Here is an 11,675-nt window from a genome sequence, read left to right as displayed (position 1 = left end):
ACCAAGCGAATGGCTTCTGCTTTTTCCTCTGACGTTACAACCCGATAACCCATGATGCTTCCTTAGATCGACGCTCCTACATCATGGTCTAAAAACATTCGACCACAACACGGCAGCTCCTACAGGGAAACGCATATTCCGTGTAGGAGCTGCCGAAGGCTGCGATCTTTTGATCTAGCGGTCCTGCGCATCCTTGGCATCCGCTTCCGCATTACGTTCGGCGACGCGCTTACGTTGCTCTTCGGTCAATTCGACCTTGTTGGCGGTGTCGCGCAGCATCATCAAACCACCAACGATCGAGCCGATGGCAACGATCAGAATCAACCAGGCATACCAAGGCATAGGAGTTCTCCTTAAGGGCAGGCCGGTGGGCGAGAGTTTCGCCAACCGACCCTGCATACCACTTTTGAGCGATCAATTTTCGCAGTGGTTCCATTCTATGCCTGTTATGTCCCGTTCATCTGCGCCATATCTTCGAAACTTGCACTTTCCCCGTAGGAGCTGCCGCAGGGAAGTGGTTTGAAGTCAGAGCCCGGTCAACATCGCATCCGCCGGTGCATCGGCCCGCAACTGCGCGGTGAGCATGAAGTATACGAAACCTACTGCCATGAAGCCGAGGAAGATCAACCCGATCAAGGTGTTGAACCAGGCCATCGCCACCAGGCAAACCACCGCCAGCACCAGTGCAATGAATGGCACCAATGGATAGCAGGGCGCGCGGAAGGTGCGTTCCAGGTTCGGTTCGGTTTTGCGCAGTTTGAACAGGCTGAGCATGCTCATGATGTACATCACGATCGCACCGAATACCGCCATGGTGATCATCGCCGCTGTCAGCGTCATGCCGCCGAGGTTGATCAAACCGTCGCTGTAGATCGCCGCGATGCCGATTACGCCACCGGCGATGATCGCCCGGTGCGGGGTCTGGAAGCGCGACAGTTTGGCCAGGGATGCCGGCAGGTAACCGGCACGGGCGAGGGCGAAGAACTGCCGCGAGTAGCCGAGGATGATCCCGTGAAAACTCGCCACCAGGCCGAACAAGCCGATCCAGACCAGCATGTGCAACCAGCCGGAGCTTTCGCCGACCACGGCTTTCATGGCTTGCGGCAGCGGATCGTTGATGTTCGACAGGGTGCGCCAGTCGCCGACACCGCCGGCAAAGAACATCACGCCCATGGCCAGCAGCACCAGGGTCAGGATGCCGCTGATGTAAGCCTTGGGAATTGTGCGTTTCGGGTCCTTGGCTTCTTCGGCAGCCATGGCTGCACCTTCGATGGCCAGGAAGAACCAGATGGCAAACGGAATGGCCGCGAACATCCCGGCAATCGCTGGCGCACCGAACACATCAGAACCGGCCCAGCCGTTGAGCGCGAAGTTACTGAAGCTGAACGCCGGGGCGACCACGCCCATGAACACCAACAGTTCGGCGACCGCCAATACACAGACCACCAGTTCGAAGGTCGCGGCGAGTTTCACGCCGAGAATGTTCAGGCCCATGAACACAATGTAAGCACCGACCGCCGCGTGCTTCGGGTCAAGGGCCGGAAATTGCACGTTCAGGTAGGCACCGATCGCCAGGGCAATCGCCGGTGGGGCGAAGACGAATTCGATCAGGGTCGCCAGCCCGGCAATCAATCCACCTTTTTCACCAAAGGCGCGGCGGCTGTAGGCAAAGGGACCGCCGGCATGGGGAATTGCGGTGGTCAGTTCGGTGAAACTGAAGATGAAGCAGGTGTACATGGTGGCGACCATGAACGAGGTCACCAGAAAACCAAGTGTCCCGGCAACGCCCCAGCCATAACTCCAGCCGAAGTATTCACCGGAAATCACCAGCCCGACCGCGATACCCCACAGGTGCAGCGTGCCCAGCGTGGGTTTGAGTTGTGTGTTCATGCGTTGCTCCCGGAACGGTTTGGAATGCTCGGGGAGGGCGTGTGCAGTGGGCGTGCCATTTTGCCTGTGGGCGTCGTAAAGCGCTGAAAGCTGTCGTATCGGGGATGTTCGCGGCTGGATGGGGGCTTTTTGTGCGCCAGTTGGGGGCGTTGGTGTCTGTTCTGCCGTCTTCGCGAGCAAGCCCGCTCCCACATTTGGAATGCGTTTACCCATACAACTCCGATCCCTGTGGGAGCGGGCTTGCTCGCGAAGAGGCCCGCCCTGCCTCCGCAAAATTTCCCACTCTTTACGCTTTATTTATGCCCCGCCCCACCCCTCGATCTCGCGCCTTTACAGCCTCCCTGCAGACAATCACTCCACACACGGCAATACGCCGTAACACGGAGAACTTCCATGAGCGTTCTGGATGGGGTGTCACTGCTATTGGCAGTGGGGCTGTTCATTTATCTGTTGGTTGCGCTGTTGCGCGCGGACCGGAACTAGGAGCGGCTATGCACAGTTATGACTATTGGCTGATCCTCGCCTTCTTCGCCGTGGTGCTGATCCCGGCACCGTTTCTGGGACGCTTCTACTACAAGGTGATGGAAGGGCAGCGCACCTGGCTTTCGCCGATCCTCGGGCCGGTGGAGCGTGGCTGTTATCGGGTGGCCGGTGTCGATCCACAGATCGAACAGAGCTGGCAGAAATACACCCTGGCCTTGCTCGCCTTCAACCTCGCCGGTTTTTTGCTGCTGTTTGCGATCCTGGTGTTTCAGGATTACTTACCGCTGAATCCGCAAAACCTGCCGGGTCAGGAGTGGACGCAAGCGTTCAACACCGCCGTCAGTTTCATGACCAATACCAACTGGCAGTCCTACAGCGGCGAAGCGACCCTCAGCTACCTGAGTCAGATGGTTGGCCTCACCGTGCAGAACTTCGTCAGCGCCGCCACCGGTCTGGCGGTTCTGGTTGCGCTGTGTCGTGGCATCGGTCGCAAATCAACCAAGACCCTCGGCAACTTCTGGGTCGACATGACCCGCGCCACTCTCTATGGCCTGCTGCCGCTGTGCCTGCTGCTGGCGCTGTTTCTGGTCTGGCAGGGCGTGCCACAAACTTTCGCCCACTACGTGAATGCCGTGACGATGCAAGGCGTCGATCAGGTGATCCCGCTCGGCCCGGCTGCCAGCCAGATTGCGATCAAGCAACTGGGCACCAATGGCGGTGGTTTCTTCGGCGTCAACTCGGCGCATCCGTTCGAGAACCCGACAGCCTGGAGCAACTTGTTCGAAGTCTCCTCGATCATTCTGATTCCGGTGGCGCTGGTGTTCACCTTCGGCCATTACGTGAAAGACCTGCGTCAGAGCCGCGCGATCATCGCCTGCATGCTGGCGCTGTTTTTGATCGGCGGCGCGACGTCGTTGTGGGCTGAGTACCAACCCAATCCGACCCTGGCCAACGTCGCCGTTGAACAAACCGCGCCGCTGGAAGGCAAGGAAGCGCGCTTCGGCACCACCGCCACCGTGCTGTGGTCGGTGACCACCACTGCGGCGTCGAACGGTTCGGTCAACGGCATGCACGACAGCCTCAACCCGCTGAGCGGGATGGTCGCGATGATCAACATGATGGTCGGCGAAGTAATCTTCGGCGGCGTCGGAGCCGGGCTCTACGGCATGTTGCTCAACGTACTGATCGCGGTGTTCCTCGCCGGGCTGATGATCGGCCGCACCCCGGAATACCTCGGCAAGAAACTGCAAGCCCGAGAAGTACAGCTACTGGTGGTGACCTTGCTGGTGATGCCGGTCGGCGTGCTGGTGCTCGGCGCGATTGCCGCCAGCCTGCCGGGCCCGGTTGCGGCGGTGAGTAACCCCGGCGCTCACGGTTTCAGTCAGTTGCTTTATGCCTACACCTCGGCCAGTGCCAACAACGGTTCGGCGTTTGGCGGCTTAGGTGCCAACACCGCGTTCCACAACCTGATGCTGGGGCTGGGCATGTTGATCGGTCGCTTCGGTTACATCCTCCCGGTACTGGCGTTGGCCGGCAGCCTGGCGATGAAGAAAACCGCGCCGATCGGCCAGAACAGCTTCCCGACTCACGGCCCGCTGTTCGTGACCCTGTTGACCGTAACCATTTTGCTGGTGGGTGGTTTGACCTTCCTGCCGACCTTGGCGCTGGGTCCGATTGCTGAACACCTGAGCCTGGGCTTCTAAGGGGAATCCATGATGAATATGCCCGCAACTAAAGCCGTCGTCGCCAAGGCGCCGGAACAACCAAAAACCGCGATCTCGGCCCTCTGGCGTCCAGCGCTGGTGCAAGCCTTCGTCAAGCTCGACCCACGGCAATTGCAACGTGCGCCGGTGATGCTGGTGGTCGAACTGACCGCGATTCTGACCACTGTGCTGTGCTTCATTCCCGACAACGCCGTGCCGACTTTTGTCGCCGCGCAAATCGCGTTGTGGCTGTGGTTCACCGTGTTGTTCGCCAACTTCGCCGAAGCGCTGGCAGAAGGTCGCGGCAAGGCCCGCGCCGACAGCCTCAAGGCCGGCAGTGAAGGCTTGAGTGCCCGTCGCAAAACTGCCAATGGCAGCTTTCAAGTGGTACCGGCCACCAGCCTGCGCAAGGACGATGTGGTGCGCGTCGAAGCGGGGGAGATGATTCCCGGTGACGGCGAGGTGATCGAAGGTATCGCGGCGGTCAACGAAGCGGCGATTACCGGTGAATCGGCGCCGGTGATTCGCGAGTCCGGTGGCGACCGCTCGGCTGTCACCGGCAATACCCGACTGGTGTCCGACTGGCTGCTGGTGCGCATTACCGCCAACCCCGGCGAGTCGACTCTCGACCGCATGATCGCACTGGTCGAAGGCGCCAAACGCCAGAAAACCCCGAACGAAGTAGCGCTGGATATCCTGCTGATCGGCTTGACCCTGATCTTCCTGCTGGTGGTGGTGACCCTGCAACCGTTCGCCCACTTCGCCAACGGCAGCCTGCCGCTGGTGTTCCTGGTGGCGTTATTGGTCACGCTGATTCCGACCACTATCGGCGGTTTGTTGTCGGCCATTGGTATCGCTGGGATGGACCGTCTGGTGCGCCTGAACGTGATCGCCAAGTCCGGTCGCGCCGTGGAAGCGGCGGGGGACGTTCATGTCCTGTTGCTGGACAAGACCGGCACCATCACCTTCGGCAACCGTCGTTGCTCCGCGGTCTATGCCGCGCCTGGCGTCAGCGCCAAAGAACTGGCCGAAGGTGCGTTATTCGCCTCCCTGGCCGATGACACCGCTGAAGGAAAATCCATCGTCGAATACCTGCGCGGTCTTCACCCGCAACCCGAGCCGTCCGCCGAGGTGCTGACCGCCGTGCCGTTCAGCGCTGAAACCCGCTTGTCCGGTGTCGACTATCAGGGCCGGGTCTATCGCAAAGGCGCGGTGGATTCGCTGCTGACCTTCGTCGGCCTGCAACGCGCCGATCTGGCAGCACCTCTGTCGCGGGAAATCGACAAGATCGCTCAGAGCGGCGGCACGCCGTTGCTGGTCTGTGTTGACGGCAAATTGCTCGGTGTCATCCACCTCAAGGACGTGGTCAAGCCTGGCATCCGCGAGCGTTTCGCCGAACTGCGCAAGCTGGGGATTCGCACGGTCATGGTGACCGGCGACAACCCGCTGACCGCTGCAGCGATTGCCGCTGAAGCAGGCGTGGATGACGTGCTGGCCGAAGCCACACCGGAGAAGAAACTGGCGCGCATTCGCCACGAGCAGAACGACGGTCGGCTGGTCGCCATGTGCGGTGACGGTGCCAACGATGCTCCGGCTTTGGCTCAGGCGGACGTGGGCATGGCGATGAACGATGGTACGCAAGCGGCGCGTGAGGCGGCGAACATGGTCGATCTCGACAGCGATCCGACCAAGCTGTTGGACGTGGTGCAGATCGGCAAGGAATTGCTGGTGACCCGCGGTGCGCTGACAACCTTTTCCATCGCCAACGACGTGGCCAAGTACTTCGCGATTCTGCCGGCGCTGTTCGCCTCGATCTACCCGCAATTGGGTGTGCTCAACGTCATGCACCTGAGCAGTCCGCAGAGCGCGATTCTGTCGGCGATTGTGTTCAACGCGTTGATCATTGTGGTGCTGATTCCGCTGGCATTGCGCGGTGTGAGGGTGCAGGCGGTGAGTGCGGCGGCGTTGCTGCGGCGCAATCTGCTGATCTATGGGCTGGGCGGGATACTGGTGCCGTTCGTGGGGATCAAGGCGATCGACATGCTGTTGACGGCGTTGCATCTGGTTTAGCGGTTTATCTTCGGGCTTTTTTGTGGTGAAGGGCTTTTGTGGCGAGGGGGCTTGCCCCCGTTCGGCTGCGAAGCAGTCGCCAGCCCAATATGTGCATATGACTAACGAAATGAGTTTTTAGGTTTTAGGGTGCTGCGCAACCCAACGGGGGCAAGCCCCCTCGCCACAAAAGCCCCTTTGCCACAGGGCTGAGCAGTAGCTTCCAGACCTGATTTTTTTATCGAATCGAGGATTGTGAAATGTCCACACTGATACGTCCGGCCCTGAGCCTGCTGATGCTGATGACCCTGATCACCGGTGTCGCTTACCCCTTGGTCGTCACCGGCATCGCCCAGGTCGCCTTCCCGGACCAGGCCAATGGCAGCCTGGTGCGTGATGCCGACGGCAAGGTCCGCGGTTCGTCGCTGATCGTGCAGGATTTCGTCGGTGACGCCTGGTTCCACCCACGGCCATCGGCCGGTGCCTTTGCCACCGTGTCGAGCAGCGCCAGCAACTTCTCGCCAAGCAATCCGGCGCTGGCCACTCGGGTTATCGACGATGCCAACAAACTGCTGGTGCCCGGCCAGGGGCCGGTGCCGTTGGCCTTGCTGACCACCTCCGGCAGTGGCCTCGATCCGCACTTGCCACCGGCCGCGATTGCCTATCAACTGGCGCGTGTTGCGGCGGCGCGCAGTCTGCCGGTGTCTACGCTTGAGCAACTGCTGGACGCGCACATCGAGCAGCCGTTGGTAGGGCCGCCGGTGGTGAATGTGTTGGCGCTGAATAGGGCGCTGGAAAAACTGTAGATCAAAAGATCGCAGCCTGCGGCAGCTCCTACAGATCAAAAGATCGCAGGCTTCGCCAGCTCCTACACTGCCCGTGTCGACCCCGCGACCTCTGTAGGAGCTGCCGCAGGCTGCGATCTTTTATGGCAACACCCCAATCCCAAGTCGAACAAGGCAATGACAGATGAGTGACTCCGGCCGCGCCGACGCGCTGTTAGCAGACCTGCCCCGCGATGGCCGTGGCCGGCTCAAGGTTTTTCTCGGCGCCGCGCCCGGTGTCGGCAAGACCTACGCCATGTTGCAGGCCGCCCACACTCAGTTGCGCCAAGGTGTGAAAGTCATGGCCGGGGTGGTCGAAACCCACGGTCGCGCCGAAACCGAAGCGCTACTGGCTGGCTTGCCGCAGCAACCGTTGGTGCGCTCGGAATACCGTGGCGTGATGCTCGAAGAAATGGACCTCGACGGTCTGCTGGCCGCCAAGCCGAAACTGGTGCTGGTGGACGAACTGGCCCACAGTAATGCCCCCGGCAGTCGTCACGCCAAACGCTGGCAAGACATCCAGGAATTGCTGGCCGCCGGCATCGACGTGTTCACCACGGTCAACGTCCAGCATCTGGAAAGCCTCAACGATCAGGTGCGCGGCATCACCGGCGTACAGGTGCGCGAAACCCTGCCGGACTGGGTGTTGCAAGAAGCCTACGAACTGCTGCTGATCGACCTGCCGCCGCGTGAGTTGCTGGAGCGTCTGCGCGACGGCAAAGTCTACGTGCCGGAGCAGGCGCGGGCGGCCATCGATGCCTTTTTCACCCAGACCAACCTCACCGCCCTGCGAGAGCTGGCGATGCAAACCGCTGCCGCTCAGGTCGATAACGATCTGGCGCAAGGTTATCGCCAGTTGGGGCAGGCCGCACCGGCGGTGCGCGGTCGTTTGCTGGTGGGCGTCGATGGCGATGCTCAGGCCGAGCGTCTGGTGCGTCACGCCAGTCGAGTGGCCCAGCGGCGACATCTGCCGTGGAGCCTGGTGCATGTGGACAACGGCCGTGTGCGCGACGAGCAGTCGCGCCTGCGCCTGCAAAGCGCTCAACAACTGGCCGAACGTCTCGGTGGCGAAGTGGTGTTGCTGCGCGCGGGTGAGGTGGCGAAAACGTTGATCCAGCACGCCACTGAACGACGCGCCAGCTTGGTGCTGGTGGGCCAGTCACGTCAGCGTTTGCGTCGACGGTTGTTCGGCGGCGGTCTGGCGTCACGTTTGCTGCGTGATGCTCGCGGGCTGGAAATCAACGTGCTCGACAGCGATCAGGAACAGCATCAGCCGCGCCAACGCTCGGCGCAGTCGCTGGTCTGGTTCGACTACGCGTTGGCGCTGGTGGCGACGGTGCTTGCCAGTGCCCTGGCCTGGGCAGTGTCGAGTATCTTGCCGCTGCCGAACATCTCGCTGGTGTTCCTCGCGGCGGTGTTGCTGGTGGCGGTGCGCAGCAGCCTCGGCCCGGCGCTGGCCTGCGCGGCGCTTTCATTTCTGACCTATGACTTTCTGTTCATTCCGCCGAATTTCTCCTTCAGCATCCAGCGTGAAGAAGACGTGCTGACCTTGCTGTTTTTCCTGCTGATGGCGGCCCTCACCGGCAACCTGGCGGCTCGGCAACGGCGGCAATTGCAGGCCTTGCGCGACACCCAGGAAGAAACCAGCGAACTGCTCGACCTGTCGCGCAAACTCACCGCCGCCACCGACCGTCAGGCCGTGGTCAGCGCTGCGGCGCAGCACCTCAATGGCTGGAACGATCTGAAACTGTGCCTGCTCAATCGCGATGGCCAGAGCGGCTGGAAAGTTGAAACCGGCGGGCCGCTGGAGTTTTCCGAAGCCGAGCGCGCCGCCGCCGATTGGGCGTGGCAACACGACCAACCGGCCGGCGCGGGCACCGGCACCTTGCCGTTCGGGCGCTGGTGGTGGTGGCCGTTGTCGGTGGACGATGGGCCTTTGGCACTGCTCGGCGTGTGTGCCAAAGAAGGTCAGACCTTGAGCGGCCAGCGGCGGCGCTTGCTGACTGCGCTGAGCCAACCGCTGGCCCAGGCGTTGGCCCGTGCGCAACTGGCCGATGACCTTGAGGCGGCGCGCTTGCATGGCGAAACCGAGCAATTGCGCAGCGCGTTGCTGGCCTCGGTGTCCCACGATTTACGCACGCCGCTGACCTCCATGCGCGGCAGCATCGACAGCCTGCTGGCGCTTGGCGAGGTGATTCCCCTGGAGGACCGCCGCGAACTGCTCGAAGGCACCCGCGATGAAGCCGAACGGCTGGATCGCTACATTCAAAACCTGCTGGACATGACTCGTCTCGGCCACGGCGCCCTGAAGCTGGCGCGGGACTGGGTGTCGCCGGCAGACATCGTCGGCAGTTCGCTCAATCGTCTGCGCGCGGTGCTGGCGTCGCTGCAGGTCATTACCGAAGTGCCGGCCGAATTGCCGCTGCTCTATGTGCATGCCGCGTTGATCGAGCAAGCGCTGGTCAACGTATTGGAAAACGCCGCGCGTTTCTCACCGCCCCGCGGGCGTCTTGAATTGCGTGCCGGGGCCACTGACAGCGAACTGTTTTTTTCGGTGAGCGATGAGGGACCGGGGATTCCGGAAGAGGAGCGGGCGAAGATTTTCGACATGTTTTACACCGCCGCTCGCGGCGATCGCGGTGGGCAGGGCACCGGGTTGGGGCTGGCAATCTGTCAGGGCATGGTCGGTGCCCATGGCGGGCGGATCAGCGTCGCCGACGGCATCGAAGGGCGCGGCACCTGCATCACGCTGCACCTGCCGTTGCAGACTCAGCCGGGATTGGACAGTGAAGCCTGATCTCGCCTGCGCTACTCTCTTGCCACTTCTTTGTGTTGATGTGAATTCATGAGCCAGACCGCGACCATTTTGGTCATCGATGACGAACCGCAGATTCGAAAATTCCTGCGCATCAGCCTCGTTTCCCAAGGCTACAAAGTGCTGGAGGCCGGCACCGGCACGGAAGGCCTGGCCCAGGCCGCATTGAACAAACCCGACCTGTTGGTGCTCGACCTCGGCCTGCCGGACATGGACGGCCAGCAGGTGCTACGCGAGTTTCGCGAGTGGTCGATGGCGCCGGTACTGGTGCTCTCGGTGCGCGCCAGCGAAGGACAGAAAGTCCAAGCCCTGGATGGCGGCGCCAACGACTATGTGACCAAGCCGTTCGGTATCCAGGAATTTCTGGCCCGAGTGCGCGCGTTGCTGCGTCAGGCGCCGACGGGTGAGGCCCAGGAAGCGGCGCTCAGTTTCGGTCCGCTCACCGTGGACCTGGCTTATCGCCGGGTGCTGTTGGACGGCGCCGAAGTGGCGCTGACGCGCAAGGAATATGCGGTACTGGCGCAACTGGCGCGGCATCCGGGGCGGGTCATCACCCAGCAGCAATTGCTCAAGGACATCTGGGGGCCGACCCATACTGAAGACAGTCACTATCTGCGGATAGTGGTCGGGCACCTGCGGCAGAAACTGGCGGATGATCCGACTCAGCCACGGTTTATCGTCACCGAAGCGGGGGTTGGGTATCGGTTGTTGAGTGAGGACAGCCTTTAGTTTTTGTGGCGCCTGATCCTGCGCCATCGCGGGCAAGCCCGCTCCCACAGTGTTCCGGGTGTTCACAGATCATGTGACCGCCACAAAACTCTGTGGGAGCGGGCTTGCCCGCGATGAGGCCCTTTGATTCACCCGAGAACCTCAAGAATCCCGTTCATTCTCATACCGATCCAGCGTATCCCGCGCAATCTCACGCCCCAGCGCGATCAACTCCGGCGCCTTGTAGAACTCGAAAAACCGACACACCCGCTTGGGCACGTTGATCAAGATATCTGGCGGATACCCGGCAATCTTGTACTGCGCCAATGACGTCTGCATCACCTCGAAACTCTGGTTGATCAGGTCCAGCAAGGACGCCGGCCCGACGTTGTCGATGATGAACGACCCGGTGGCGGATTTCGGTGCGCCGTTGCTTTCCGGGGCCGCCGCCGGTTGTTGGCCTTCGGGCTCGGCGGATTCGATCCAGGGGTTGATATCGGCGGCTTCGGCCATCAACGCTTCCTTTTCCAGCAGCAGCAATTGTTCCGCCTGTTTGCGGCGGAAGGGCAATTTCGAACCCAACGAGTTGATCAGGCTGTCGAAGCGGGTCTTGAACGCGGCCGGGCGCTGGATCACCGGCAGTTGATAGTGACGCTGGTTGGTGGAGTTGAGGTTGACCGCCATGATCAGGTCGCAATGGCTCGACACCACCGGCACGATCGGCAACGGGTTGAGAATACCGCCGTCCACCAGCATTCGATTGCCCTGCATCACCGGGGTGAACAGGCTGGGGATCGCCGCCGAGGCGCGCATGGCCTGGTGCAGGCAGCCTTCCTGGAACCAGATTTCCTGCTGGTTGGTCAGGTCTGTGGCCACGGCCGTGTAGGGAATGCGCAGGTCTTCGATGTTGATCTCGCCGACGATCTTGCGGATCTGCCCGAAGACCTTCTCTCCGCGAATCGCGCCCAGGCGAAAGCTGACGTCCACCAGACGCAACACGTCGAGGTAATCCAGGCTCTCGATCCAGTCGCGATAATCGTTGAGTTTACCGGCGGCATAGATCCCGCCGACCACCGCGCCCATGGAGCAACCGGCGATGCAGGCGATGTCGTAGCCGCGCCGTTCGATCTCTTCAATGACGCCGATATGGGCGTAGCCCCGGGCGCCACCCGAGCCCAACACCAGTGCGACACGCTTTTTCAT

The 11,675-nt window shown here is 61.6% G+C and carries 9 protein-coding genes; 6 read left to right on the top strand and 3 right to left on the bottom strand.

Annotated features, from left to right (window positions below; all coding sequences use genetic code 11):
• Positions 1 to 174 precede the first annotated feature (174 nt).
• Complete coding sequence (locus tag TU81_RS29970; protein ID WP_008006000.1) at positions 175 to 342, bottom strand: DUF2897 family protein; 168 nt, start codon at positions 340 to 342, stop codon at positions 175 to 177.
• Positions 343 to 525: 183 nt separating this feature from the next.
• The gene (gene eat / locus TU81_RS27585; protein WP_008006002.1) at positions 526 to 1,890 is read right to left on the bottom strand and encodes an ethanolamine permease; all 1,365 of its coding nucleotides are present in this window, start codon (positions 1,888 to 1,890) and stop codon (positions 526 to 528) included.
• 393 nt (positions 1,891 to 2,283) lie between these two features.
• Between eat and kdpF the strand changes: the two genes are divergently transcribed.
• The 6 genes from kdpF to TU81_RS27560 all read left to right on the top strand — a co-directional run bounded on the left by kdpF (position 2,284) and on the right by TU81_RS27560 (position 10,493).
• Positions 2,284 to 2,373 carry a K(+)-transporting ATPase subunit F gene (gene kdpF / locus TU81_RS29965; protein ID WP_007899818.1) on the top strand — a complete coding sequence of 30 codons (90 nt, stop codon included), beginning with the start codon at positions 2,284 to 2,286 and terminating at the stop codon, positions 2,371 to 2,373.
• 8 nt (positions 2,374 to 2,381) lie between these two features.
• Positions 2,382 to 4,076 carry a potassium-transporting ATPase subunit KdpA gene (gene kdpA / locus TU81_RS27580; protein WP_048397607.1) on the top strand — a complete coding sequence of 565 codons (1,695 nt, stop codon included), beginning with the start codon at positions 2,382 to 2,384 and terminating at the stop codon, positions 4,074 to 4,076.
• A 12-nt stretch (positions 4,077 to 4,088) separates the two neighbouring features.
• A complete protein-coding gene (kdpB, locus tag TU81_RS27575) occupies positions 4,089 to 6,146 on the top strand; it encodes a potassium-transporting ATPase subunit KdpB (RefSeq protein ID WP_048397612.1) in 2,058 nt (685 codons plus the stop codon).
• A 239-nt stretch (positions 6,147 to 6,385) separates the two neighbouring features.
• A complete protein-coding gene (gene kdpC, locus TU81_RS27570) occupies positions 6,386 to 6,931 on the top strand; it encodes a potassium-transporting ATPase subunit KdpC (RefSeq protein ID WP_048397606.1) in 546 nt (181 codons plus the stop codon).
• A 163-nt stretch (positions 6,932 to 7,094) separates the two neighbouring features.
• The gene (locus TU81_RS27565) at positions 7,095 to 9,746 is read left to right on the top strand and encodes a sensor histidine kinase (RefSeq protein ID WP_048397605.1); all 2,652 of its coding nucleotides are present in this window, start codon (positions 7,095 to 7,097) and stop codon (positions 9,744 to 9,746) included.
• A gap of 48 nt (positions 9,747 to 9,794) precedes the next feature.
• Positions 9,795 to 10,493, top strand: coding sequence for a response regulator (locus TU81_RS27560; RefSeq protein WP_048397603.1), 699 nt, complete (start codon positions 9,795 to 9,797; stop codon positions 10,491 to 10,493).
• Between the two features lie 141 nt (positions 10,494 to 10,634).
• On the opposite strand, the gene TU81_RS27555 is transcribed toward TU81_RS27560, so the two are convergent.
• Positions 10,635 to 11,675, bottom strand: a complete 1,041-nt coding sequence (locus TU81_RS27555; protein WP_048397601.1) for a patatin-like phospholipase family protein — start codon at positions 11,673 to 11,675, stop codon at positions 10,635 to 10,637.

This window comes from Pseudomonas lini, from assembly GCF_001042905.1.
GTDB classification, from domain to species: Bacteria; Pseudomonadota; Gammaproteobacteria; order Pseudomonadales; family Pseudomonadaceae; genus Aquipseudomonas; species Aquipseudomonas lini.
This window is presented reverse-complemented; position numbering and strand designations above follow the sequence as displayed.

Excerpts from the sequence above, each read along its gene's own strand:
- TU81_RS29970 (WP_008006000.1), bottom strand. The coding sequence starts at position 342 with ATGCCTTGGTATGCCTGGTTGATTCTGATCGTTGCCATCGGCTCGATC.
- eat (WP_008006002.1), bottom strand. The coding sequence starts at position 1,890 with ATGAACACACAACTCAAACCCACGCTGGGCACGCTGCACCTGTGGGGT.
- kdpF (WP_007899818.1), top strand. The coding sequence starts at position 2,284 with ATGAGCGTTCTGGATGGGGTGTCACTGCTATTGGCAGTGGGGCTGTTC.
- kdpA (WP_048397607.1), top strand. The coding sequence starts at position 2,382 with ATGCACAGTTATGACTATTGGCTGATCCTCGCCTTCTTCGCCGTGGTG.
- kdpB (WP_048397612.1), top strand. The coding sequence starts at position 4,089 with ATGAATATGCCCGCAACTAAAGCCGTCGTCGCCAAGGCGCCGGAACAA.
- kdpC (WP_048397606.1), top strand. The coding sequence starts at position 6,386 with ATGTCCACACTGATACGTCCGGCCCTGAGCCTGCTGATGCTGATGACC.
- TU81_RS27565 (WP_048397605.1), top strand. The coding sequence starts at position 7,095 with ATGAGTGACTCCGGCCGCGCCGACGCGCTGTTAGCAGACCTGCCCCGC.
- TU81_RS27560 (WP_048397603.1), top strand. The coding sequence starts at position 9,795 with ATGAGCCAGACCGCGACCATTTTGGTCATCGATGACGAACCGCAGATT.
- TU81_RS27555 (WP_048397601.1), bottom strand. The coding sequence starts at position 11,675 with ATGAAAAAGCGTGTCGCACTGGTGTTGGGCTCGGGTGGCGCCCGGGGC.